Annotated in this window: 22 protein-coding genes; 5 read left to right on the forward strand and 17 right to left on the reverse strand. The window is 61.3% G+C overall.

Going from position 1 to position 25541, the window contains the following annotated elements:
* Positions 1 to 9: 9 nt before the first annotated feature.
* The 16 genes from AC1DWG_RS22635 to AC1DWG_RS22710 form a co-directional block, all read right to left on the reverse strand.
* Complete coding sequence (locus AC1DWG_RS22635) at positions 10 to 738, reverse strand: cephalosporin hydroxylase family protein (RefSeq protein WP_477762531.1); 729 nt, start codon at positions 736 to 738, stop codon at positions 10 to 12.
* Positions 739 to 768: 30 nt separating this feature from the next.
* The gene (locus AC1DWG_RS22640) at positions 769 to 1434 is read right to left on the reverse strand and encodes an acetyltransferase (protein WP_477762532.1); all 666 of its coding nucleotides are present in this window, start codon (positions 1432 to 1434) and stop codon (positions 769 to 771) included.
* The gene (locus tag AC1DWG_RS22645) at positions 1431 to 2552 is read right to left on the reverse strand and encodes a DegT/DnrJ/EryC1/StrS family aminotransferase (RefSeq protein WP_477762533.1); all 1122 of its coding nucleotides are present in this window, start codon (positions 2550 to 2552) and stop codon (positions 1431 to 1433) included. The genes AC1DWG_RS22640 and AC1DWG_RS22645 overlap by 4 nt, the downstream gene beginning before the upstream one ends.
* Positions 2549 to 3775: a methyltransferase domain-containing protein gene (locus AC1DWG_RS22650; RefSeq protein WP_477762534.1), complete on the reverse strand. Its 1227-nt coding sequence runs from the start codon at positions 3773 to 3775 to the stop codon at positions 2549 to 2551. The genes AC1DWG_RS22645 and AC1DWG_RS22650 overlap by 4 nt, the downstream gene beginning before the upstream one ends.
* Positions 3772 to 4332, reverse strand: a complete 561-nt coding sequence (locus AC1DWG_RS22655; RefSeq protein ID WP_477762535.1) for a dTDP-4-dehydrorhamnose 3,5-epimerase family protein — start codon at positions 4330 to 4332, stop codon at positions 3772 to 3774. Before AC1DWG_RS22655 ends, AC1DWG_RS22650 begins: the two co-directional genes overlap by 4 nt.
* Positions 4329 to 5411, reverse strand: coding sequence for a CDP-glucose 4,6-dehydratase (gene rfbG, locus AC1DWG_RS22660; RefSeq protein ID WP_477762536.1), 1083 nt, complete (start codon positions 5409 to 5411; stop codon positions 4329 to 4331). The genes AC1DWG_RS22655 and rfbG overlap by 4 nt, the downstream gene beginning before the upstream one ends.
* Positions 5393 to 6166, reverse strand: coding sequence for a glucose-1-phosphate cytidylyltransferase (gene rfbF / locus AC1DWG_RS22665; RefSeq protein WP_477762537.1), 774 nt, complete (start codon positions 6164 to 6166; stop codon positions 5393 to 5395). Before rfbF ends, rfbG begins: the two co-directional genes overlap by 19 nt.
* 280 nt (positions 6167 to 6446) lie before the next feature.
* Positions 6447 to 10037 carry a glycosyltransferase gene (locus AC1DWG_RS22670; protein WP_477762538.1) on the reverse strand — a complete coding sequence of 1197 codons (3591 nt, stop codon included), beginning with the start codon at positions 10035 to 10037 and terminating at the stop codon, positions 6447 to 6449.
* Between the two features lie 115 nt (positions 10038 to 10152).
* Positions 10153 to 11724 (reverse strand): flagellar hook-associated protein 3, encoded by a 1572-nt coding sequence (locus AC1DWG_RS22675; RefSeq protein WP_477762539.1) that lies wholly within the window; start codon positions 11722 to 11724, stop codon positions 10153 to 10155.
* Positions 11725 to 11737: 13 nt separating this feature from the next.
* On the reverse strand, positions 11738 to 13783 hold the full coding sequence (flgK, locus tag AC1DWG_RS22680) for a flagellar hook-associated protein FlgK (RefSeq protein ID WP_477762540.1): 2046 nt from the start codon (positions 13781 to 13783) through the stop codon (positions 11738 to 11740).
* Between the two features lie 23 nt (positions 13784 to 13806).
* The gene (gene flgJ, locus AC1DWG_RS22685; protein ID WP_477762541.1) at positions 13807 to 15093 is read right to left on the reverse strand and encodes a flagellar assembly peptidoglycan hydrolase FlgJ; all 1287 of its coding nucleotides are present in this window, start codon (positions 15091 to 15093) and stop codon (positions 13807 to 13809) included.
* Positions 15094 to 15104: 11 nt separating this feature from the next.
* Complete coding sequence (locus AC1DWG_RS22690; RefSeq protein ID WP_477762611.1) at positions 15105 to 16193, reverse strand: flagellar basal body P-ring protein FlgI; 1089 nt, start codon at positions 16191 to 16193, stop codon at positions 15105 to 15107.
* Positions 16194 to 16220: 27 nt separating this feature from the next.
* Entirely contained in the window at positions 16221 to 16916 is a 696-nt protein-coding gene (gene flgH, locus AC1DWG_RS22695) for a flagellar basal body L-ring protein FlgH (RefSeq protein WP_223547427.1), read from the reverse strand.
* A gap of 51 nt (positions 16917 to 16967) precedes the next feature.
* The gene (gene flgG / locus AC1DWG_RS22700; protein ID WP_007975316.1) at positions 16968 to 17753 is read right to left on the reverse strand and encodes a flagellar basal-body rod protein FlgG; all 786 of its coding nucleotides are present in this window, start codon (positions 17751 to 17753) and stop codon (positions 16968 to 16970) included.
* Between the two features lie 45 nt (positions 17754 to 17798).
* Positions 17799 to 18539 carry a flagellar basal body rod protein FlgF gene (locus AC1DWG_RS22705; protein ID WP_477762542.1) on the reverse strand — a complete coding sequence of 247 codons (741 nt, stop codon included), beginning with the start codon at positions 18537 to 18539 and terminating at the stop codon, positions 17799 to 17801.
* A 275-nt stretch (positions 18540 to 18814) separates the two neighbouring features.
* Entirely contained in the window at positions 18815 to 20377 is a 1563-nt protein-coding gene (locus tag AC1DWG_RS22710; RefSeq protein ID WP_477788380.1) for a sigma-54-dependent transcriptional regulator, read from the reverse strand.
* Positions 20378 to 20656: 279 nt separating this feature from the next.
* Here AC1DWG_RS22710 and phhA point away from each other — a divergent pair, with 279 nt between their 5' ends.
* From phhA to AC1DWG_RS22735, 5 genes are all read left to right on the forward strand, one after another.
* On the forward strand, positions 20657 to 21448 hold the full coding sequence (gene phhA / locus AC1DWG_RS22715) for a phenylalanine 4-monooxygenase (protein ID WP_104449926.1): 792 nt from the start codon (positions 20657 to 20659) through the stop codon (positions 21446 to 21448).
* A 104-nt stretch (positions 21449 to 21552) separates the two neighbouring features.
* On the forward strand, positions 21553 to 21909 hold the full coding sequence (locus tag AC1DWG_RS22720) for a 4a-hydroxytetrahydrobiopterin dehydratase (protein ID WP_046037728.1): 357 nt from the start codon (positions 21553 to 21555) through the stop codon (positions 21907 to 21909).
* On the forward strand, positions 21909 to 23102 hold the full coding sequence (locus AC1DWG_RS22725) for an amino acid aminotransferase (RefSeq protein WP_477788381.1): 1194 nt from the start codon (positions 21909 to 21911) through the stop codon (positions 23100 to 23102). The genes AC1DWG_RS22720 and AC1DWG_RS22725 overlap by 1 nt, the downstream gene beginning before the upstream one ends.
* Before the next feature lie 481 nt (positions 23103 to 23583).
* A complete protein-coding gene (locus tag AC1DWG_RS22730) occupies positions 23584 to 23769 on the forward strand; it encodes a hypothetical protein (protein WP_477752385.1) in 186 nt (61 codons plus the stop codon).
* Between the two features lie 99 nt (positions 23770 to 23868).
* Positions 23869 to 25068 (forward strand): MFS transporter, encoded by a 1200-nt coding sequence (locus tag AC1DWG_RS22735; RefSeq protein WP_477788382.1) that lies wholly within the window; start codon positions 23869 to 23871, stop codon positions 25066 to 25068.
* Here the strand turns inward: AC1DWG_RS22735 and arfB are convergent.
* The gene (gene arfB, locus AC1DWG_RS22740; protein WP_108218603.1) at positions 25065 to 25478 is read right to left on the reverse strand and encodes an alternative ribosome rescue aminoacyl-tRNA hydrolase ArfB; all 414 of its coding nucleotides are present in this window, start codon (positions 25476 to 25478) and stop codon (positions 25065 to 25067) included. The genes AC1DWG_RS22735 and arfB overlap by 4 nt on opposite strands.
* Positions 25479 to 25541 lie beyond the last annotated feature (63 nt).

Consider the following 25541-nt stretch of genomic DNA (forward strand, 5'->3'; position numbering starts at 1 on the left):
TCTTGTCGATTACCGCACGCGACGCAAATAGCCATCCGGCGCGACGGTGATCAGCAGCTTGCTGTGAATGGCCTGGTCGATTTCAAAGTCGCGGTTTTCTTCCAGGTAAGCCCATACCGCGGTTTTCGGGTTGTCGCCCTTGCCCCACGGGCGGTCCGGGAAGGCGTCTTCGGGCATGTCTTCCACCACGGTATCCATCACCACGCAGTAGCTGCCTACCGAGGTCATCGGCGCATAGGCCCGCAGTTCTTCAAGCACATGCTCGTGGGTGTGGTTGGAGTCCAGAACCACCAGCACTTTCTTGCCTTCGACGCGCTGGCGAACCTGTTCGACAATCGCCGGATCGATACTCGAACCCTGGATCATCCGGATCCGCTTGCTCATCGGGTGCGCTTCGATTGCCTCACGGTTGTGCTGGCGGATATCGATGTCGACGCCCAGCACTTCGCCGTGGCCGATCAGTTCCAGCATCGAGGCGTAAAACACCAGCGAGCCGCCGTGGGCGATACCGGTCTCGACGATGATGTCCGGCCGCAGCGCCCAGATGATTTCCTGCATGGCGACCATGTCCTGGGGGAACTGAATGATCGGGCGGCCCATCCAGCTGAAGTTGTAGGTGTACTTATGTCTGGCGGTCGTGCCAACCCAATCCAGCGACGTGGCTTGCAAGGCTTTGTCCTGTCGCAGGCCTTCGATGTTCTCTTTTACTTCTTCACGAAACTGCTCATGAGGATTCATTACAGACTCTCCGGAAATTAGTCGCGGTGGTTACTTGAAAACCCGACCGTCTTGAAAGGAAGCAGGATTGGTCTTGATGGTCCTGGCGGGGCTGCCCACCACAACCGCATAGTCTGGAACGTCTCTGGTCACCACGGCGCCCGCACCGATGGTGACCCAACGACCGATGCGCAATCGCGGCAGGATCGTGGCGTTGGTGCCGATAAAGGTGCCGTCACCGATCTCGACACAACCGGCAATGCAGACGCCCGGCGCCATGAACACCGAATGGCCGATCTGCCCTTCATGCCCGACCAGGCTGCCGGCGCTGATACTGGTGTTGTCACCCAGGCTGACTTGCGCCTGCATGATCACGCCCTCTTGCAGATACGTGCCGACGCCCATCGTAATCATCGTCAGATCGATGCCCGGGTGGATGAAGTTACCCAGGCTGCCACCGGCCTCGACGATCTCGCAGGTGGTCCGGTAACGCAGCGCCGTGCTGCCAGTGATCAAATTGACAAAGCGTGTGTCGGGGCCTTTCAGCTCGGCCACCTTGTCGGTGCCACCCACCACCGGCACGCCATGAAACAGCGTGCCTTGTTTCGCCGGATCGTTATCGAGAAAGGCGAATTGCACGTCCGGCTGGCTGCGTTGCAGGGTGAGGATCATCCGTACCGCTTCAGGATTGGCCGCCCCCAGCAGGTAAACCTTCATAGCCGGGTCCTTTTGAGTACCAGCGCGCGCAGCACCTCGATGACCCGGTGCTGATCGTCATCGGTCATGTCGTGGTAACTCGGCAGATTGATCGCGCGTTCCGGCAGCGCATGCGCCACGGGTGAGTCGGCCGTCAGTTCGCTGAACATCGGCAAGGACGACAGCGGCCAGAAGAACACCCGCGCGTCGATATCGGCGGCCTGGAAGGCGGCGCTCAACATGTCCCGCGTGATCCCCAGCTCGCGGTCAAAGACCACGGTAGGCATCCAGTAACCGTTGCGCGCGTGTTCCGGTTCAGGGTTCATGGACAAGCCCGGCAATGCAACCAGGACGCCGGCGTAGTTGGCGAAGATCGCACGCTTGCGCTCGATCAACTCGTCGATCCGCTCAACCTGCGCGCAACCGACGGCGGCTTGCAAGTTGCTCATCTTGTATTTGAAACCGAGGAAATCCGGCCAGAACTGTTTGCTGCTGCCGGCCACGCGGCCATGGTTGGACAGGGTCAGCACACGGTCATACAGAACCTTGTCCGACGTCACGAAGATGCCGCCTTCGCCGGTGGTCATGGTCTTGGTGCCATGAAAGGAAAACGCGCCGAACGCGCCCAGGGAACCGGCGGCCTGACCACGCCACTGCGAGCCAATCGCCTCGGCGGCGTCTTCGATGACCGGCAGGCCAAACTCGCGACCGATGGCCAGCAACGCATCCATGTCGCAGAGATTGCCGTAGAGGTGCACCGCCAGAATCGCTTTGGTTCGTGGGGTGATCGCCTGGCGAACCTGCTGCGGGTCGAGGCACCAGCTGTCGGCCAGTACGTCGACGAACACCGGCGTCGCGCCCAGATAGGTGATGGGCGCGGCCGAGGCGATCCAGTTGGTATCGGCGAGGATCACCTCATCGCCGGCACCGATGCCCAGCGCCGCCATGCCCATGTGCAGCGCGCCGGTGCAACTGGACGTGGCAATCGCGTACGTCGCACCCACGTGCTCGGCAAAGGACTTTTCGAAGCGCGTCAGGTACTCGTAGCAGCGCTCTCCCCAACCATGGCGGACGGCATCGAGTACGTAGTCAGCTTCCAGCTCACCGACACTGGGTTTGGTGTAATGAATTCGGCTCATCGAATGATCAACTCGGGAATGGCAATGACAAAACGACCGTCCCATGCACGAATGCCGGCAAAGGCCTGGGTGATCTCATCCAGCAGGTTCCACGGCAGTACCAGCACGTAGTCCGGTTTTTCGATGTCGATCTGTGCCGGCGACACGATCGGAATGCGGCTGCCGGGCAGGTATTTGCCTTGCTTGTGCGGGTTGGCATCGGCCACCCAGGCCAGCAGGTCCGGCTTGACCCCGGCGTAGTTGAGCAGGGTGTTGCCCTTGGCGGCGGCGCCGTAGCCGACCACGCGTTTGCCATCGGCCCTGGCCTGCAACAGGAAGCGCAGCAGGTCATGCTTGATGCGCTCGGCGGCGGGCGCCAGGGTCGCGTAGAACCCAGGGGTTTTCACCCCGGCGACGAGTTCCGCCTGCAGTTGTTGCCGGACCGCCGGTTGCACTTCGCGACGCTCGCCATCCAGTCGCTGCACGAACACCCGCAACGAACCGCCATGGGTCGAGAGCTGGCTGACGTCAAACACTTGCAGGCCATTGCGCTCGCACAAGGTCTGCACAGCAGTCAGCGACAGGTAGGAATAATGCTCGTGATACAGCGTGTCGAACTGCTGGCCGGCCATCAGGGTCAGCAACTGCGGGAACTCGAAGGTCGCCACGCCCGTCGGTTTGAGCAGGGTCGCGAAACCGCCGAGAAAATCATTGATGTCCGGCACATGCGCCAGCACGTTGTTGGCAGCCATCAGGTCGGCGCCCCAGCCTTCGTTTTTCAACTGCGCGGCGGTGTCGCGACCGAAAAACAGTTCACGAATCTCCAGGCCTTTTTCCCGCGCCGCTTGCGCGGTGCTGCGGGTCGGCTCGACGCCCAGGCAAGGGATGCCGCGCCTGGCCACGTACTGCAACAGGTAACCGTCATTGGCCGCAACTTCCACCACACGGCTGTCGGCGCTCAGGCCGAAGCGCTCGACCATCTCGGCCACATAACGCTCGGCATGGGCCAGCCAGGTGCTGGAGAACGAACTGAAATAGGCGTACTCGGCATCGAACAGGCTGTCGGCGCTGGTGTAATCCTCGGTTTGCACCAGCCAGCATTGCTGGCACACGGCAACCTTCAGTGGCACCCATTGTTCGGCCTGCTCCAGCTGGTCGACACGCACATAAGCGTTGGACGGTGGCGAGGTGCCCAGGTCGATCAGCGGCAGGGTCAGCGCAGTGGCGCAACCACGGCAGTTCATAGACGCACTCCGGCAAAATGTTCATCGAGCGCCGGATGACTCGCATCGCGCACCGACAGATTATTGACAGGCAACGGCCAGGCAATCGCCAGCCGTGGATCGAGCACCGACAACCCGCCTTCGTGTTCCGGCGTGTAGTCGTTGCTGTGCAGGTAAAGCAGCTCGGCGTCGGCACTCAGGGTCTGGAAGCCGTGGGCGAACCCGGCCGGAATCAACAGACTGCGGCCATCGCCGGCACGCAAGTGTTCAGCGTGCCAGTGCAGGAAGGTCTCGGAGTCGGGACGCAGATCCACCGCGACATCCCAGACTTCACCGCGCAGGCAGGTGATCAATTTGGCTTCCGGCGCACGGGCATTCTGGTAATGCAGGCCACGCACGCTGCCGCGTTCGCGGGTGCAGGAGTGATTGATCTGGCGGATATGAAACGCCTGGCCAAATGCACTCAGGCTGCCTTCGCAAAACAACCGGGAAAAGTGCCCGCGCTCGTCCTCGAAGCGTTTGTGCTGCACGCAGAACAAACCGCTCAGCGGCAATGCCTTCAGCAGAAATTCACTCACAGCGCGCCTCGGTACAGGTTCAATTGCGCCAGGCTGATGGCGCGCATGTCATCGCCGTTCTGCCACGCCAGATGCCAATCCAGGGTCTGGGTCAGGCACTGCTGCAACGACCAGCGCGGTTGCCAGCCGAGCAATTGACGGGCGCGGCTGCTGTCCAGGCGCAGCAGGCCGGCCTCATGCAAATCGCTCGGTTCGATGCGCAGCCCGCGTGCCTGCGGCCAGCGGCTGGCAAGCAGTTCGACCACTTCACCGACGCTGCACATGTCCGCTTCGCCGGGACCGAAATTCCACGCCCCGGCGAATTGCGGGCCTTGCTCAAACAGGCCGGCTGCCAGTTGCAGATAGCCAGCCAGCGGTTCCAGTGCGTGCTGCCACGGGCGCACGGCTTGCGGGTAACGCAAGGTCACCGGCTCGTCCGCCGACCAGGCCTTGAGTACATCGGGAATCAACCGCTCCGGGGCGAAATCGCCACCACCGAGTACGTTGCCGGCACGGGCCGTGGCCAACGCCAGACCATGCTCGGCGTGCTTTTGCGGCGCAAAGAACGAGGCGGCATAGGATTGCGCCAGCAATTCGCAGCAAGCCTTGCTGCTGCTGTAGGGATCGTGACCGCCCAACGCTTCGTTTTCGCGGTACGGCCACAGCCATTCCTGATTGGCGTAGACCTTGTCGGTGGTCACCAGCACACAAGCACGCACGCCGCCGACCTGGCGGATCGCTTCGAGCAGGTTGAGCGTCCCCATGACGTTGCTGGAGTACGTGCCCAACGGGTCGCGATAACCTTCGCGCACCAGCGGCTGTGCCGCCAGGTGCAGGACGATTTCCGGCCGGGTCTCGGCGATCAGTTCCAGCAAAGCGCCCAGGTCACGCAAGTCGCCGCGCTGATCATTGATGCCTTCGTGAACGCGGGCCAGTTCGAACAGGCTCGGCTCGGTGGACGGATCGAGGGAAAACCCGCTGACTTCGGCACCCAGGCTTTGCAGCCACAACGTCAGCCAACTGCCCTTGAAACCGGTGTGGCCGGTGACCAGAACCCGCTTGCCGCGCCAGAATTGCGGGCTCAGTCCCATTGCTTCCATGGGGCCTCCCCGCTCTGCCACAACGCCTCGAGGTGGTTTTTGTCACGCAGGGTGTCCATCGGTTGCCAGAAACCGTCGTGCTGGAACGCCATGAGTTCGCCGCGCTCGGCCAGACCATCCAGCGGCCCGGACTCCCACGAGGTCTCGTCGCCGTCGATCAACGGCAGCACCTTGGGCGACAGGACGAAGAACCCGCCATTGATCCAGCCACCATCGCCGCGAGGTTTTTCAGTGAAGCCCAGGACCTTGTCGCCATCGCGATTGAGCGCGCCGTAGCGGCCGGGTGGTTGTACTGCGGTGACGGTCGCCAGTTTTCCGTGCTGGAGATGGAAATCCACCAACGCGCCAATGTTGAGGTCCGACACGCCGTCGCCGTAGGTAAAGCAGAACGCCTGTTCGTCTTCGAGGTAGCGTCGGGCGCGGCGCAAACGGCCGCCGGTCATGGTCTCTTCGCCGGTGTCGATCAGCGTGACGCGCCATGGCTCGCTGTAGTTCTGGTGAACATCCATGCGGTTGTTGCACATGTCGAACGTGACGTCGGAGGTGTGCAGAAAGTAGTTGGCGAAAAAGTCCTTGATCGCATAGCCCTTGTAGCCAAGGCAAATCACGAAATCGTGGATCCCGTGAGCGGAGTACTGTTTCATGATGTGCCAGAGAATTGGCTTGCCGCCGACCTCGATCATTGGCTTGGGCTTGAGGTGCGACTCTTCGCTGATCCGCGTACCCAGGCCACCCGCCAAAATAACTGCCTTCATCCCTTCCCCTCTTGTTCGTCACAGGGCTCAGCCAAGCTGTATCAAGCTTTTGCGGGCCATCCGGGTTAAACCTGCCGCCGTTCAGGGCACGTCCGGGCTCACCGGAAGTGCTCGTTTTATGGCGATATAAGGGGGACTTGCAGGAAACGCGCCAGCTCTTTCAATCCGCTACCGGGCAATGCTTGGCGGGCATCTTCAACGCTGATTGCAAAGTCTGGCGGCAAAAAAAAAGGCAGGCGACTCAACGTCGCCTGCCTGGTCGGGATCGATGCGCGAACGGTCAGTCCGCCAGCCAGCCATTTTCCCAGTAACGCAAATTGTCGCCGCGCAGCACGTAGTCACGCAGCACGATCTCGCGCAACTCATCGCCCATGCGATAGCTGGCATCCGGATCGTCCAGATGCATGCGGATCGCTTGCAGCCATTCATCCGTGGAGTTGGTCTTGATCCGGGTGCACGGCAGGTAGCCGCGATAGGCTTCGGTGTCGGTGCAAATCACCGGGTAACCGCAAGCGCCATACTCCAGCAGGCGCAGGTTGCTCTTGCAGTCGTTGAAGATGTGGAACTCCAGCGGCGCCAACGCCAGATCCAGGTTCAGGCTGGCCAGTTTCGCCGGATAGACATCCAGCCCGATTACCCCGTGGAACTCATGCATGTACGGGCGCAGATCGTCCGGGCACATGCCGAAGAAGACCCAGTCGACTTCATTGGCCAGTTCGCGAACCACATCGGCGATCACTGCCAGGTCACCGTGGTGGCTGGTGCCGCCGCCCCAGCCGACCCGGGGCTTTTTCGAGGTTCTGCGCTGACTGCGCAGGTCGGTCCACAAGTGCGACGCCAACATGTTGGGCACCACGCGAATGTCCTGATGCATGTCCGACAGCGCGTTACCCAGCGGCTCGGTGGAGACCACCACGCGATCGCACATGCCGATGGCGCGCCGCACCAGTTTTTCCATTTCATCCTTGCCCGGCATATTGCGGATATGCGCATTGCGGTGCGGGACGTTGATCACGAAGTCATCCAGCTCATAGATACGCCGCGCACCGGAGTATTTTTGCAGGCTCGGGATTTCGTTGATCGGACCTTCGGAATAGCGCCCCTGCAGGATGATCACGTCAGGCGAATGGCGCTCGACTTCGATGATGGTCGGCAGGTTGTAATGAATGCGCCCGTGCGCCCTGCCGGCGGCCTCCAGCTCGATCAACGGTTGCGTGACCCGGTAATGGCCGATGGCAGACGCATTGACCGGCAACGCGAGAATCTTCGGCAGCTGCGCCCTGGAAAACGGGCTCCAACCGGATCGCAAGCCGGGCTCGAGACTGAAGCTTGCCCCGCCCAATCCCTGCAACGCCAGGTTGGTGTTGTAGGCCGGATCACGGGCCACGATCGGCAGCCAGCGCTTATAGAAAACTTCCTGCTCCTGCTCGCTTCGAGCCTGGTCACCCTCTCGCGCAACCACCGCCGGCTGCGCGCCCAACGCCAGTTGCGCGTGAGGCGTCCAGACCACCAGATAACCTTCCTGGCCAACCCGCAAACACAGATCCACCTCATTGAGGGACTGCGCCAGGCCCTGCTCGTCCAGGCCGCCGACCGCGTCAAAGACCGCCTTGCGCACCATCAGGCAATCGCCGCCGACGGCACTGAAATTGTGAGCGACCTGCAAGCGGTACATGTACCCCGCCGCCTGCAGCGACTCACCATGGAACGGCACGCCAGCCGGCCCTTGCAACCCGAGTATCAGGCCGGCATGCAGCACGCGGCCATCGGGGTTGAACAGCTTGGCGCCTACCACGCCGACTTCCGGACGTTGCGCATGATTGAGCAGCTCGCCCAGCCATTCACCTTGGGTTATCACCGTGTAGGGGTTGAGCATCAGCACGTACTCGCCAGCGGCCTGCTGCGCGGCGAAATTACGCGCCGCCGCATTACCCTGCAACTCGCAGCGCAGTACCCGGATCCGCTCGCTGCCCAATTGCGCCATGCCGGCGAACCAGTCGAACGCCTCGACGCTCTCGCTGCCGTTGTCCACCAACAGCAACTCGTATTCGCCGTAGGCGGTTTTCTCCAGCAGACTCTCGACACAACGTTGCAATGCCAGGGTCTGGTCCTTGCTGACGATCACGATCGACACCAGCGGCCGATCAGCATGCTGATAGTCGACTCGATTGAGCAGCGCCGAACTGCCCTCACGAATGTCGTGGGCGACACCCAGGCGCTGCAAGTGCGCCTCGAGTAACCGCGGATTGGTGTCCATCACTTGCGGCAGCGACAGCCATTTGGCCAGGTCGAACGCCGACTCCAGCAACACCTCTGAAATGTGCCCGACCACATGCGTGCCAGCACTCTCGACCATTCGCCACAACATATCGTGTGGCGCCAGTTCGCCGTACACCGAATCGAACCCGCCCAGCGCCAGGAACTGTTCGCGCTCGAATGCCAGCGCTCGCCCCACGTAGGGATAGCTGCGCATCAGGTCCAGGTTGAAGTCCGGCTTGAATGCAGGCTCGGCCGACTCACCCTGATGCAGCCCACCTTCGTCGCTGTACAGGCAGGTCAGCGAGCGCGACAGCGCAATGCGTTCAGCCATGACCAGCAAGGCCGGCGCCACCAGACGATCACCGGCACGCAGCAGATAGAACCAGCCAGTGCCTTCCAGTTGTGGTAACAGGGCGTTGATCTGCTGCTGCCAATCGTCCTGCAGCGGCAAGCGGAACACACGCTCATCCAGCGCGGCCTCAGTGCAGGATGCCGACAGCACCAGTGTCAGTTCAGGGGCGTAATCCTGATCCTCCAGCGATTGCAGGGTGAGTTCCAGCGCCGAACGGCTGCCTTGCTCATCGATGATGACCGGAACGATTTTGGGTCGGGTTGGCCAAGCCTCCAATGTATCCGCCAGCAACTCGCGCTGACCGTCGGTGAGCGTGCGGCACGCCAGCCACTGGGCATACAGTTGCGCGAAACTGACACTGGCGATGCCGACATGCCAATCCTGGGTGGTCTGCTTGGTGCCCAGGGTCCGGCTCAGCGGCAACTCTTCCCAAACCCGCGGTGACTCGTCCACTTTGGTCAGTGGCACATAGCGCACCCAACCCTGGGCCGGCGCAGATTCGCCGCCACGGGCCTTGAGCATCTGCGACAGCCATTGCCGCTCGGTTTCGGCCGCGTCTTTCATCGACTGCTGGCCGCTCAGACGCTCGGGGTACAGGCGCTCGACGCCGAGCACATGATTGGACACCGCCAGATTGCCGCGCCGCATCAGGCAGACGTACAAGGCAAAATCGAGGGTCGCGACGAAACAATGGCCGGGCTGCGTCAGTGCCGGGAACAGTTCGAGCACGTCAGCCCGCCGGAACATCGCGTTGCTGAAGCCACCGAGAATGTTGACCGGGAAGTTTTCGAAGATCGCCAGCAGGTCCTCGCCCTTGAACACTCCGCCCACCGGGGAAAGCGGAGTGTTTTCCAGGCGCGACGGCAGCGGCATGTCGTCGGCATCCCAGAGCAGACGCTGGGCCACGACCAGATTGACGTCAGCACAGTCGATCAGCACCTGGGCCTGACGCTCGATGCAGGCCGAGAACAACTGATCGTCATCACACAGAAACTTGATGTACTCGCCTTGCGCCACTTCCAGGCAGGCTTGCAGATTACCCACCAGCCCCAGGGTTCGCGGATTTCGCACATAACGTACGGTCGCGCCCTGCTCGACCACCGAAGCCACGATCTCTTCGATCTCATGCCCGCGACTGTCATCGCAAACGATGATCTCCAGGTTGCCGTAGCTCTGGTTCACAGCCGTGTGCAAGGCACGACCGAAAAAGCGTGGATTGAAGGCGGGAATGACCAGGCTGACAAGCGGAAGTGAATTCACGGCGGGCTCACAGGCGGCGCGAGCCCGCCCTGAAAAGCGAGCCCTTGATTACCGCAAAAAAGACGATAAATACTGAAGGGGCACGGCCATCGGGCGCCTGCGCGCCCGACCACGGTCACATCTTGTTGAACAGGCCCAGTTGAGAAATCTTGCTGAACGCCAACTGCGCCGCCTGCAACATGGTCTGCTGCAAGGTCAGGCGAGTCATGACTTCAGCCGGGTCCGAATCGCGAATCGACTTCTGGCTGGCGCTGTTCGCCAGGGTCAGGCTCTCGTTGGTCGCGGTCTGGTTATCCAGTGCCTGACCGCGGGCACCGATCGTGGTGATGGCCGAGCCGATCTGGTTGGCCGCACTGTCGATGTTGCCCATTCCCGACTCCATGGTGCCCAGCAACTTCTGCTTGGCCACCGGGTCGCCATCGATCGGCGTGTTCAACGCGGTGATCATCTGTCCGAGAGTGTCGAGCACGTTCTGGGTCTGATGGTTGTTGGACTGAATCACGAACTGGTCGCCGGACGCCGGGGCGCCACCGCCCAGGGCAAAGGTCACGCCTGCTGCGGTGGCGTTGCCGCCCGCCACTGTGCCCGACGAAACCGGTTTGCTGTCGGCGGTGATCGGCGCGGCATACAGGTCGAAATTGCTGGCACTGGTGAACTTGAGGATCGCCCCGCCCGACGGGAAGGCGTTGGCGTAATCCATCGGGTTGGTCACGCTGGAACCGGTGATGACCGCGGTTGACGAGTTACCGGCGCTGCGCGACGTGTTGAAGGTGTCCGACGTGGAAGACAGATTGAAAGTATGGCCGGCGATCACCGCATCCGGGTTGGTATCACCGGTTTTGAGGTTGATGTTCAACTTCAGGTCGACGCCACGGAAACTGACCGTCTGGTTGGCGCCATTGGAGTTACTGACCAGGCCGTTCTGACTGGCTTCGGCGGTCACGTCGTTGCCCAGCGAGTCGGTGATCTTCAACTGGGTGCTGCTGAGGAAACTGACGGTGTAGGGCTGGCCGCCAGTGAACTTCGCGTTGTAGGTGGAGCTGGTGCCGACCGTACCGTTGGACAGCACCACGCGACCGTCATCCACCACCGGAGCGGTCATGGTGGTCTGGGTGCGACTGGTGTTGATGGTCTGCTGGAACGCACTCCAGCCAGTGGTGTTGGTCCCGACCGTCATGCCATCGCCAATGCCAAGGTCGATGGTGGTCTGGTCACCGTTGTAGCTGTAGGTGCCGTCCGAGTTTTTCGAGTAAGGCGCGGTGTCGGTTTTCGAACCGGAGAACACGTAGTTGCCGCTGGCATCCTTGGCGTTCATCAGGCCCAGCACTTGTTGCTGGATCTGGCCCAGCTCTGACGCATAGGCCTTGCGGTCCGCGTCGGTGGCAATGCCATTGCTGGCGGCGAGGGCCAGTTCCTTGGCGCGCTGCAAAGCGGTACCGATGGAGTCGAGCGTCGTTTCCTGCAGGCTCAACGCACTCTTGGTGGTGTTGATGTTGGTGCCGTACTGATCAAGCATCGCGCTCTGCTGACCCAGTTGCAGCAAACGACCGGCACCGATCGGATCATCGGCGGCAGTGTTGACGCGGATCTGGCTGCTGATTTCGTTGCTGGTCGCGATGGCCTTGTTGAAGTTGCGCTGGTAGTTGGCAGCGGTGATTTCGTAATACTGGGCGGTGGAAATGCGCATGAATTACGACTCCTTAAAGGCTGTTGATCAGCGTGGTGAAAATTTCCTGCGCAGCCTTGATGATCTGCGAAGACGCGGTGTAGTACTGCTGGTACTTGACCAGGTTGCCGGTTTCTTCATCCAGGTCGACCCCGGAGTTCGAATCCCGTGCCCCTTTGGCGTTGTCCAGGATCGCCGTGGTGGCGTCGCTGTCGGACTTGCCCTGGGCAGCCTTGGCGCCGACGTTGGTCACCAGTTTGTTGTAGGCATCGGTCAGGCTGATACCCTTGCTCGCCGTGCCGGTGTCTACGGTCTGTCTGGTTTGCAGCCCCACCAGCGCCTGAGCGTTGCGGTTGTCCGAAGACGCCGCGCCAGTCAGGTTGATGGTGAAGCTTTCGCCGCTGGCTGGCGTGGCGCCGACCGTGGTCTGCACGGTGAAGGTCTTCTGCACGGCTGGCGTGACGCTGGTGTCCATGACCGGAGCACCGCTGGCATCGAGCATGCCCACTTTCAGATTCAGCGTGTTGCTCTGGCCGGGAACGATGGTGCCGGTGCCGATCGAATTGCCCTTGGCATCGACCATGTTGTAGCTCTGGCTACCGCCGCTGGCCGCGCCGAACACCAGTTTGACCGGCGTCGAGTTCTTGAGCGCGGTCTGCATTTCTGCCTGGGCCGTCGGGTTGTAGATGTCGAGGGTGCTGGTCAGTGTCGGCTGGGTGTAGGTGCCGGTGTTGTTGGCAGTGGTCACGCCGGTCAACGGTGCTGCGGCCGCGATTTTTTTCGGGTCGGTGAGCACGGTCTGGATACTGGTCGCCGCGCCACGGGTCGGCGTCACCTTGAACGAATCGCCGGCGCTCAGCGCACCGCCGTTCAGGTTCAGGCTGAAACCGTCGATTACCGGAGCCGGGGTCGTCGTGGTGCTGAACGCGCCCATGTCGGTGCCGTCCGAGCGCTTGACGGTGTAGTTGGTCGCGCTGGTGAACGTCACCTGATAGTCGCTGGTGGTCAGCTTGCCGGTGTCCTTGATGGTGACATCCAGGTTGCCGGAGCCGGCACTGTTGCCTGCCGCCGCAATGCTACGCTGACTGACCAGCGCGGCACTGTTGATGTTGTTGAAGATCGCCGCGCCGAAATCACCGTTCTTGTCGATGCCTTGCGCCTGCTGGCTGTTGATCTGGTCGGCCACCACCAGTGCCACGCGCCCCAGCTCATTGAGCGAAGGGTCGAGGACTTCCTTGCGATACGTCAACAGGCCGCCGATTTCACCGCCGCTGACCACCGAGGTCACGTCGATGGTGCTGGAGCCACGGTTGAGCTGTAGCGCCATGCGCGATGGATCGTCCTTGCCTGGCACGGTTTGCAGTGTATTGGTGGTGTTGCCGACCACCAGTGGCTGGCCGCTGCCGATGTAGACGTCGTAGCTGTTGCCGCGCTCGACCACCTGGGTACCGACCAGCTCGGACAGTTGGCGCACGGCTTCGTTGCGCGAGTCCAGCAGGTCGTTTGGCTGGTTGGTGCCGGTGGAGAGCTCGGAAATCTTCTGGTTGAGTGTGGCAATCGTGGTGGACAGCTTGTTCACCTGGTCCGCCATGTCGCCCAGGCTGCCGTTCAGGTTGGTGTTCTGGTCGTTCAACTGCTTGGCAATCGAATTGAAGCGGGCGGACAAGGCCTGGGCACCGGTCAGCACCGACTGGCGGGACGTGTCGTCGGTGGCCGAGGTCGAAACGCCTTGCATCGAGGTGAAGAATTTTTGCAGCACACCGGTCAGCCCGGTGTTGGAATCGGAAAGCGTGGCGTCCAGCGGCGTGGCCTGTGCGTTGTACGACGTAGCTTCGCTGTCGAGCGAGGTAGCGGTACGCAGCTGCGAATCGAGATACGAGTTATACACGCGACGCACATCGGCCAGCGTTGTGCCGGTACCGATGAACACGTTGCCGTACTGAATCGAGCCTTTGGTGCTCTGCACAGATTGCTGGCGCGAGTACCCGGCGGTGTCGACGTTGGCAATGTTGTTGCCGGTCGTCACCAACGAGTTATGGCCAGCACTCAGCCCCGACATCCCGATATTGAGCAAACTCATGGTTCAGACCTTATACCTTGTGCCTATAAAGGCGTGGTGGAAACGCCCGCCGCAGCGTAGTTCTGGTAACTCGTCATCTGCTTGGCTATCTGCGAAATCTTGCTTGCGTAGTCCGGGTCGGTTGCGTAACCGGCCTTCTGCAACTCGCGTACAAACTGTTCTGGGTTATCGGCCGACTTCACGACATCTTGATAGCGATTATTGGTCTGCAGCAAAGTCACAAGGTCATGGAAACTGTCCTTGTAGGAATCGTAGGAGCGGAACTCGGCCGTCTCCTTGACCATCTGCCCATTGCGGAATTCGCTGGTGATCGCCCGCGCCGAATTGCCCTGCCAGCTGTTGCCGGCCTTGATGCCGAACAGGTTGTGGCTGCTGCTGCCGTCCTGCTGGCGCATGACCGACTTGCCCCAACCCGTTTCCAGGGCCGCCTGGGCCACCAGGTAACGTGGATCGACACCGATCCGGGCCGCCGCGTCCTTGGCCATCGGCAACATGGTGTTGACGAAATCGTCGGCGGAGCTGAAAGCCTTCTTCGGTGGCGCCAGAGGAATCTGCGCCATGGCGCGACCGTAAATCTGCATGCCGCCCGCGGAGGATTGCTGTGCGTTCGCCAGCCAGTCGCCGTTGTACAACGGACCCGAACCGGTAGAGGCCGTGCGCTCCGGCAACTGCGTTTTATTGACTGCCACAGCGGTGGTCGTCGCCGAAGGCACCAGCCCGGCCAACAGACGATCAGCCAGCTTCGGCGGCAATGCCAGGCGCCGCTGATTGATCAGCACCATGTCATTGCGATGAGCGCCCTCGCCCGCCTCTTGCTGCGCATGGACCGAGCGCGAGGCCCACAACGGACGCTGGCCGTTGACCCGCGACAACGGCCCGTTGAGCGCAACCGTGCCAGCCGCCACCGGCGTTTGTGCAGCCGCTTTCGCCGCTTCTTGCCTGGCCGCCGACGCGGCGGCGGCCTCGCCCGGAGCCAGCGGTTTGTTCTTCGACATCTGGCGCATCAGCACGTCCGCCAGGCCGATACCACCGCCCTCGCGGGACATGGAGACGGCCAGCTGCTGGTCGTACATTTCCTGGTACTGCTTGGCCGCCGGGGTGTTCATCGGATTGTCCTGACCCAATGCTTCGGTGGCCGAGCGCATCGACTTGAGCATTTCCCCGAGGAACAGCGACTCGAACTCCTGCGCCACCTTGCGCATGTTGCCATCGCTGTTCGTGTCGCCGACCTTGAGCTGATTCAGACGATTGAGGTCCGAATAGGAGCCCGAATCGCTGCTGCTGACCAGACCACTCTTGCGCATATCCACGATGGCCGTCCTCAGATCACGATCAGGTCGGCTTGCAGGGCGCCTGCCTGCTTCAGCGCTTCGAGGATGGCCATCAAGTCACCCGGTGCCGCGCCGACCTGGTTCACCGCCCGCACGATCTCGTCGAGGGTGGTGCCCGGGCCGAACTTGAACATCGGCTTGGCTTCCTGCTGGGCGTTGACCTTCGAACGCGGCACCACCGCCGTCGTGCCATTGGACAGTGGGCCGGGCTGGCTGACGATCGGGTCTTCGGTGATGGTCACGGTCAGGCTACCGTGGGTGACGGCGGCCGGAGAAACCTTGACGTTCTGGCCGATCACGATAGTGCCGGTGCGGGAGTTGATGATGACTTTCGCCACCGCCTGGCCCGGATCGATTTCGAGATTTTCCAGGATCGACAGGTAGTCGACACGCTGGCTTGGATCGAGCGGCGCGGTGACGCGAATCGAACCGCCGTCGATGGCCTGGGCCACGCCAGGGCCGAGCATGTCGTTGATCTTGTCGACGATGCGCTTGGCGGTGGTGAAGTCGGAACGGTTGAGGTTCAGCGTCAGGCTGTTGCCCTGGTTGAAACCGCTCGGCACCGCACGCTCCACCGAGGCACCACCGGGGATGCGACCGGCCGACGGAACGTTGACGGTGATCTTCGAGCCGTCGCGACCTTCCGCATCGAAACCACCGACTACCAGGTTGCCCTGAGCCACCGCATAGACGTTGCCGTCGATACCCTTGAGCGGTGTCAGCAGCAAGGTGCCGCCGCGCAAGCTCTTGGAGTTACCGATGGACGAAACGGTGATGTCGACCTGCTGCCCCGGCTTGGCGAACGCCGGCAAATCGGCACTGATCGACACCGCCGCGACGTTCTTCAACTGCACGTTGCCCGAACCCGGCGGCACCTTGATGCCGAACTGCGAGAGCATGTTGTTGAAGGTCTGCAGGGTGAACGGAGTTTGCGTCGTCTGGTCACCGGTGCCGTTAAGCCCGACCACCAGGCCGTAACCGATCAACTGGTTGGAACGCACGCCGGAAATGCTGGCGATGTCCTTCAGGCGCTCGGCGTGCGCGTTGAACGCGGCGGACAGCATCAAGGCGGCCACCATGAGGTGTTTAAGATTCAAACGGACCACCTAGAAAGGGAACAGCGGGCTGAGGAAGAAACGGTCGAACCAGCCTGGCTGACTCGCATCGGCGAACGAACCGGTGCCCGAGTAGGTGATGCGCGCATCGGCGACACGAGTCGACGACACGGTGTTGTCGGTAGAGATGTCATCGGCGCGAACAAGGCCGGCAATCCGCACCAGCTCATCGCCAGTGTTGAGCGTCATCCACTTCTCGCCGCGTACCGCGATGATGCCGTTGGGCAACACATCGGCGACGGTCACGGTGATCGAGCCGGTCAGGGTGTTGCCCTGGGCTGCCTTGCTGTCGCCCTTGGTCGCGCGGTCGCCTTCATAGCTGGCGTCCAGACTCAGGTCACCACTGCCAAACGGATTGTTGGTGTTGGGCGTGGAGCCGAACAGCGAGGTCAGGCCGATGCTGGCCTTGCTGTTCTTGCCAATTTGCGAGTTGGCGTTTTTGCTGGCCTGGGTCCTTTCGTTCAGGGTGATGGTGATGATGTCACCGATCCGGAACGCCTTGCGGTCGCTGTAGAGGTTCTGTTCGAAACCGGCCTGATAGATCGAGCCGTTGTTCGCCGCCGCCGGCAATGGCGTACGCGGCAACACCGGCGCGTAGTAAGGGTCATTGGGCTTGGGCGTCGCAGGCACGCAACCTGCGAGCGCGGTGATCCCACTCAGTGCCAGAACAGATACATAGCGATTCATGACCCTACCTCACGGTGTTGCAGGCAGCCTCATGGCCGCACATAGACTTGATTACAGATTCTGCGTTACGAACGAGAGCATCTGGTCGGCGGTGGAGATCACCTTGGAGTTCATCTCGTAGGCGCGCTGGGTGGTGATCATGTTGACCATCTCCTCAACGGTGCTGACGTTGGACGTTTCCAGGGTGTTCTGCAGCGTGGTGCCGAAACCGTTCAGACCCGGAGTGCCGACTTGCGGCGCGCCACTGGCGGCGGTTTCCAGGAACAGGTTGTTGCCCACTGCCTGCAGGCCGGCCGGGTTGATGAAGTCGGCGGTTTGCAGGTTGCCGATCACCTGGGCAGCCGGGTTGCCGGCAACGGTGATGGACACGGTGCCGTCGCGGCCGACCGTGAAGGTCTGCGCGTCGTTCGGAATGACAATCGCCGGCTCCAGGGCAAAGCCGCTGGCGTTGACGATCTGGCCGTTGGAGTCCAGGTGGAACGTACCGTCACGGGTGTAGGACGTGGTGCCATCCGGTTGCAGGATCTGAAAGAAACCGCGACCGTCGATGGCCATGTCCAGTGGCTGCTCGGTGGTTTGCAGGCTGCCGGCGGTGAAATTTTTCTGGGTGCCGACGATGCGCACACCGGTACCCAGTTGCAGACCCGACGGCAGTTCGCTGTCCTGGGTCGACTGGGCGCCTGGCTGGCGCTTGATCTGGTAGAGCAGGTCCTGGAACTCGGCGCGGTCACGTTTGAAACCCGTGGTCGACACGTTGGCCAGGTTGTTGGAAATGGTGGTCAGGTTGGTGTCCTGAGCGGACAGGCCTGTCTTGGCAACCCATAGAGCCGGAAGCATTCGATTCTCCTCGTGCGCCTGTTTTACGGCGCGACGTTCTGGTAATTAGCTGATCTGCAAGACCCGAGCCATGGCCTGGTCATCGTCTTTGGCGGTGTTCATCATCTTGATGTGCAGCTCGAACTGCTTGGACAAAGCCAGAACCGAGGTCATCTCTTCCACGGCATTGACGTTGCTCGACTCGAGGAACCCGGACACCAGCTTGACGCCGGCATCGGCCTGCGCAGGCGCGCCGTCCTTGGTGTGGATCGAACCATCCAGGCCCTTGGTCATGTTCTTGAGGTCCGGGTTGACCAGCTTGATGCGGTCGACTTCAGCCATCACCCGGGGACCTTCGCCCATCGCACGGATGCTGATGGTGCCGTCCTCTCCGACTTCGATCTGCTGCTCCGGCGGCACCGCAATCGGCCCGCCATTGCCCATGACCGGCATGCCGTTGCCGGCGCGCAGCACGCCCAGGGCGTCAACGTTCAGGCTGCCGGTGCGCACATAGCTTTCACCGCCATCGGGATTCTGTACGGCAATCCAGCCGTTGCCTTGCACGGCAACGTCGAGGTCGCGGCCGGTTTCCACCAGTGAGCCAGGGGAGAAATCGGTGGCCGGGCGTTCGGACATGGCAAACGCACGCGCCGGAAAGCTGTCACCGAACACCGGCATCGAACGGGCCTGCTCCAGGTCTTTCTGGAAGCCGTTGGTGGAGATGTTCGCGAGGTTGTTGGCATGCGCCTTTTGCGCCAGTGCATTCTGGCTGGCGCCGGTCATTGCCACATAAAGGTACTTGTCCACACTCTTTCCTCTGCCTGCCGGACGTTTGCCGCCCACTGCTGTACTGCTGAGCCATAAGCAATTTGCAGACCAACTTGTTTTTGGCGGCGCCAGGCCCGGCAAACAGGGGACTTTGGGGATTCAGAGGGGATTTGTGATTTGTATCAGAGACGAAAAACCGGCGGTGTCATGCCGCTTCGCGGCAATGGATCGCGGCCCGAGCCTTCGGCAGCTCCTACATTGATCTCTGTAGGAGCTGCCGAAGGCTCGGGCCGCGATCGGACGATCTTTTGATCTTAAATGCTGCTGTCCTTACCGACTTCGTACTCACGCAACTTGTTGGCAATGGTGGTATGCGAAACCCCGAGCCGCTTGCCCAATTGCCGACTGCTCGGATGCTCGGAATACAGCCGCTCCAACACGGCTTTTTCGAAACGCCCGACGATCTCGTCCAACCCACCCTCCAGCGAAAAATCGCCAAGGGGTTGGCGCACACCATAGTCCGGCAAACGAATGTGCTCGGCCTTGACCGTCCCACCGTCGCACAAAGAAACAGCCTGGAACAGCACGTTCTCCAGTTGCCGCACGTTGCCCGGCCAATGGTAGTGACTGAGCCGCTCCATGGCCGCCGGGGCGAGTTTGGGCAGCGGGCAACCAATCTGCCGGCTGGCCTGATCGAGGAAGTGCTCCACCAGCGGCGTCAAGCCGTCGAGGCATTCGCGCAGCGGCGGGATGTGCAGCGACAACACATTCAAGCGGTGATAGAGGTCCTGGCGGAACTCACCGCGAGCGCACAGTTCAGACAGATCGACCTGGGTCGCGCAGATCACCCGCACATCAAGGTAGACCTCTTCATCACTGCCCACACGACGGAAGCAACCGTCCTGCAAAAAGCGCAGCAACTTCACCTGCAAGCGCGGGCTCATTTCGCCGACGCCATCGAGAAACAGCGTGCCGCCCGCCGTCAGCTCCAGCAACCCGAGCTTGCCTTCGGCCCGCGCCCCCTCAAAGGCACCCGGGCCGTAACCGAACAACTCCGTCTCGGCCATGGACTCCGGCAGACCTGCGCAATTGAGTGCCATCAACGGCGACTGCCCACGAGGACTGGCCAAATGGCAGGCCCGCGCCAGCAACTCTTTGCCGGTGCCGGTCTCCCCTTCGATCAACAGCGGCGCATCCAGTGGCGCCATGCGCCGCGCTTCGCGCACCACGGCGGCCATGACTTTCGAGCTTTGGAAGATGCTGTCGAAGCCACGCAATTCCTGCTTGCGCACGTTGTAGATGCGCTCGCCCACCCGGTCCGCTCGATGCAACGTCAGCACCGCACCGGCCATGGCTTCGCTGTCGTCATGCTCCGATTGCAGTGGCGCGATGTCGGCCAGGAACACGTCACCCTTGACCTTGACCCGCAGCCCGTTGATCCGCGACTTGTTGGCGCGCACCAGTTCCGGCAAATCGAAATCCTCGGCGTAGCGCGACAGGGGAATCCCCGGCACTTCGTCGACCCGCACCCCGAGCAACTGCGCCGCTGCCCGGTTGGCCGCGACGATGGAACCGCCCATGTCGATCGACAGCACCGGAAACTCCAGCGCACCGAGCAGAGCGTTGAGCTCCATGTGCCGACGCTCGCTGGGCATCAGCCCTACACGCTTGACGCCAAAGACCCCGGCAATCGCTTCGAATTTCGGGCGCAAGGCCTGGAACTGAATGTTGATCAGGTTCGGGCAATGCAGGTAAATGGCGTTGCCATGCTCACCACCCACCTCACCGCGGGCCACGTTGATCCCGTACTCCACCAGCAGATTGAGAATGTCGCGCAGGATGCCGATGCGGTTCTGGCAGTGGACTTTGATACGCATATAAATGGCCTGAAAAAACGGTGAGTAAGGTGCGCAGGGATAATTTCTGCTGAGGCGCTCAGATAGTCGTCAAGATTATGTGACAGATGTAGGGCTTTTCCCACCCACCAATCTCAACATCTGCGCGATGACGGCCGATACGTAACGAAATCTTTACGATAATTAAGGGGTTTTCCCGCACAGGACGCCGCTCACCTGCTGCAACGATGCAATTGATGGAGTATTTCTAGGTCCATAGCAGTACATAACAAGAACGAAATCCCCTAGCAGGAGAGCAGCATGAAGCAGACGCAATACGTGGCTCGCGAGCCCGATGCGCAAGGTTTTATCGACTACCCCGCCGAAGAACACGCGGTGTGGAACACGCTGATCACCCGTCAACTGAAGGTGATCGAAGGGCGTGCGTGCCAGGAGTACCTGGACGGTATCGAAAAACTCGGTCTGCCCCACGACCGCATTCCTCAACTCGGCGAAATCAACAAGGTCCTCGGTGAAACCACCGGCTGGCAAGTTGCCCGGGTTCCCGCACTGATTCCCTTCCAGACTTTTTTCGAATTGCTGGCCAGCAAGCAGTTTCCGGTGGCGACCTTCATTCGTACCCGCGAAGAACTGGACTACCTGCAAGAGCCGGACATTTTCCACGAGATCTTCGGCCACTGCCCGCTGCTGACCAACCCGTGGTTCGCCGAATTCACCCACACCTACGGCAAACTCGGCCTCAAGGCGTCCAAGGAGGAACGTGTGTACCTGGCGCGCCTGTACTGGATGACCATCGAGTTCGGCCTGGTCGACACCCCGCAAGGCCAGCGCATCTACGGCGGCGGCATTCTGTCTTCTCCGAAAGAGACCGTGTATTGCCTGTCGGACGAGCCTGAGCATCAGGCGTTCGATCCGCTGGAATGCATGCGCACGCCCTACCGCATCGATATCTTGCAGCCACTGTACTTCGCGTTGCCAAATCTCAAGCGTCTGTTCGACCTCGCTCACGAAGACATCATGGGCATGGTCAAGCAAGCGATGCAGATGGGTCTGCACACACCGAAATTTCCGCCAAAACCAAAAGCCGCGTGATCCGCCGCTTTTAGAATCAAGTGAGTCTGTCAGAAACCATCGCTTTGGATTAGCGTGGTAGAACTGAGGGCCGATTTCCCAACATTCGATTTCAGGAACACATCATGACCGCATTAACTCAAGCCCATTGCGAAGCCTGCCGCGCCGACGCCCCACAAGTCAGCGATGAAGAACTGCCGATCCTGATCAAGCAGATCCCGGACTGGAACATCGAAGTACGCGACAGCATCATGCAGCTGGAAAAAGTCTTCCTGTTCAAGAACTTCAAGCACGCCCTGGCGTTCACCAACGCCGTCGGTGAAATCTCCGAGGCCGAAGGCCATCACCCGGGCCTGCTGACCGAGTGGGGCAAAGTCACCGTGACCTGGTGGAGCCACTCGATCAAGGGCCTGCACCGCAACGACTTCATCATGGCTGCGCGCACTGACGAAGTAGCCAAGGACGCTGAGGGGCGCAAGTAATGCATTTCGACGCCATCGGTCGAGTACCTGGCGACCCGATCCTCGGCCTGATGGAGGCCTACGCGCAGGACCCGAACCCACGCAAGTTCGATTTGGGCGTGGGTGTCTACAAAGACGCCCAGGGCCTGACACCGATTCTTGAATCGGTGAAGCTTGCCGAGCAACGTCTGGTGGACAGTCAGTCCACCAAGACCTACATCGGCGGTCACGGCGAGCCGGCGTTCGGCAAAGCGATCAATGAGCTGGTGCTGGGTGCCGACTCGAAGCTGATCAGCACACAACGCGCCGGCGCCACCCAGACACCGGGTGGCACGGGTGCGCTGCGCCTGAGCGCGGACTTTATCGCCCAATGCCTGCCGGGCCGCGGCGTGTGGCTGAGCAACCCGACCTGGCCGATCCACGAAACGATTTTTGCGGCAGCCAAGGTCAAGGTCAGCCACTACCCGTACGTGGGCAGTGACAACCGGCTCGACGTCGATGGCATGCTGGCGGCGCTCAATGAAGCGCCCAAGGGTGACGTGGTCTTGCTGCACGCCTGCTGCCATAACCCGACCGGTTTCGACCTGTCCCAGGATGACTGGCAGAGGGTACTGGAGGTGGTACGCAAGCGCGAACTGCTGCCATTGATCGACTTCGCGTATCAAGGATTCGGCGATGGCCTGGAGCAGGATGCCTGGTCGACCCGGCTGTTCGCCGCCGAGTTGCCGGAACTGCTGATCACCAGCTCTTGCTCGAAGAACTTCGGCCTGTACCGCGACCGCACCGGCGCACTGATTGTCTGCGCGAAAACCGCCGACAAGCTCACCGACATTCGCAGCCAACTGGCCAACATTGCCCGCAACCTGTGGTCGACGCCGCCGGATCACGGGGCGGCCGTGGTCGCGACCATCCTCGCTGATCCGGAGCTGAAAAACCTCTGGGCTGACGAAGTGGAAGCCATGCGCCTGCGTATCGCCCAACTGCGCAGCGGTCTGGTGGAAGCGCTGGAGCCTCACGGTTTGCGCGAGCGCTTCGCGCACATTGGCGTGCAACGCGGGATGTTCTCCTATACCGGGTTGTCGCCTGAGCAAGTGAAGAACCTGCGGGACAACCACAGCGTGTATATGGTCAGTTCGGGACGGGCTAACGTCGCAGGTATTGATGCCACGCGTTTGGATCTGCTGGCCGAGGCGATTGCGAAGGTCTGCAAATAACCTTCAAACACTGCAAATCCCCCGTAGGAGCGAGCCTGCTCGCGATAGCAGAGTGTCATTCAACATTGATGTTGACTGATACACCGCTATCGCGAGCAGGCTCACTCCTACAATTATTTCTGCGCCAGTGTTATCGATCTGTCTATACAACCCCATCCGTCGAAACAAATGGATATAAAAGTCCGTTTGTCATTTTCAGTGCGGTATCCTGCCCAGGCTTTTTTTAAAGCGCGGATCTACCAGATCTATCAACAGACTTAGCGAGGAGCGCGACTATGCACGAGATTCCTAATCTCCCCTTCCCAAGCCTGCACGAACCTGAGCAGACGACCACGCAGCAAGCCGGAGCCCAACAGCCCGAGCCGAAAGAAGCCACTGACAGCCGCCAGGCTGACAGAGAAGACTGAAACACCCGCCGTACAGACCGTGTGGAAAGCGCTAACATGCGCTTTCCACACTGCCTGAAACGAGAACTCTATCCATGACCGATGAATTCAGCGAAGCGCAGGCCAGCGTCCTGATCGGCACCGCCGAGAAAATGATCGAGATCTGGAATCGCCTCTCTCCCGAGAAACAAACCGCCTTGCTCGCCCGCTTCGGCACCCAGGAAAATGCGCTGGCCGCCCTGGTCACCACGCAGCTGGTCGCTCCCGTCAAACCTGAATGACAGCGCCCGGCAAATAGTTTTACTTTTTCACAACCTGCGACTGTCCACACCGCTATCATAAGCAGCCTATCTATCCTGCTTTACCGTGGACCTTTACCCATGTCTGAAAACCAGCGCCCCCTGGCGGTCACGCTGCAAGTTGTTTCCATCGTCCTGTTTACCTTTATCGGCTACCTGAACATCGGCATTCCCTTGGCCGTATTGCCCGGCTACGTCCACAGCGACCTGGGCTTCGGCGCGGTGATCGCGGGCCTGGTGATCAGCGTGCAATACCTGGCCACCCTGCTCAGCCGCCCCTATGCCGGGAAGATCATCGACAACAAGGGCAGCAAGCTGGCTGTGATGTATGGCCTGGCCGGTTGCGGCTTGAGCGGTGTGTTCATGCTGGTCTCGGCCTGGACCCAGAACCTGCCGGCCTTGAGCCTGTTCAGCCTGTTGATCGGCCGTCTGGTGCTCGGCAGCGCGGAAAGCCTGGTGGGCTCGGGCTCGATTGGCTGGGGCATCGGCCGCGTCGGCGCGGCGAACACGGCCAAAGTCATCTCATGGAACGGTATCGCCAGCTATGGTGCACTGGCTGTCGGCGCGCCCTTGGGGGTGTTGCTCGTCCATCGACTGGGCTTGTGGAGCATGGGCGTGAGCATTGTGTTGCTGGCCGTGCTCGGCCTGCTGCTGGCCTGGCCGAAAACCGCCGCACCAATCGTTACCGGTGAGCGCCTGCCGTTCATGCATGTGCTCGGGCGGGTCTTCCCCCACGGCTGTGGCCTGGCCTTGGGTTCCATTGGTTTCGGCACCATCGCCACCTTCATCACTCTGTATTACGCCACGCAACACTGGGACAACGCGGTGCTGTGCCTGAGCCTGTTCGGCGCCAGCTTCATCGGCGCGCGCTTGCTGTTCGGCAACCTGATCAACCGTCTCGGTGGCTTTCGCGTGGCGATTGCCTGCCTGTCGGTGGAGACCCTGGGCCTGTTGCTGCTGTGGCTGGCACCCGACGCTCATTGGGCACTGGCGGGCGCGGCGCTGAGCGGGTTCGGTTTTTCGCTGGTGTTTCCGGCGCTGGGCGTGGAAGCGGTCAATCTGGTGCCCGCCTCCAGCCGTGGTGCGGCGGTGGGTGCTTATTCGCTATTCATCGATTTGTCGCTGGGGATCACCGGGCCATTGGCCGGTGCGATTGCGGCGGGATTCGGCTTTGCTTCGATCTTCCTGTTCGCCGCACTGGCCGCGCTCAGCGGTCTTGCGCTCAGCGTCTACCTGTACCGGCAGGCGCCGAAGCAACGCGAAACGCGAGACGTGCGTTAGAAATCGACCTTGCCGCGCCCGGCCTTGATGTTGCCTCGCTTGGATTTGGATTCGAGCCGACGGGTTTTTGAGCCGAGCGTCGGCTTGGTCGGGCGGCGTTTCTTTTCGACCTTGGTGGCACTCTGGATCAGCTCTATCAAACGTTCCAGCGCATCGGCACGGTTCTGCTCCTGCGTCCGGTACTGCTGGGCCTTGATGATCAACACACCGTCGCTGGTGATGCGACTGTCGCGCAGCGCCAGCAGCCGCTCCTTGTAGAACTCGGGCAAGGACGACGCCGGAATGTCGAAGCGCAGGTGCACGGCACTGGAAACCTTGTTGACGTTCTGCCCACCGGCCCCCTGGGCGCGAATGGCCGTCAACTCGATCTCGGCATCCGGCAGGTGCACGTTGTTGGAAATCACCAGCATGGAAAAGCGTCCGTATTCAGAACGTGCAGGATACCGCGAAACGATTGGAGGAATGCGGCCCCT

The organism is Pseudomonas sp. P4_B3 (genome assembly GCF_056402295.1).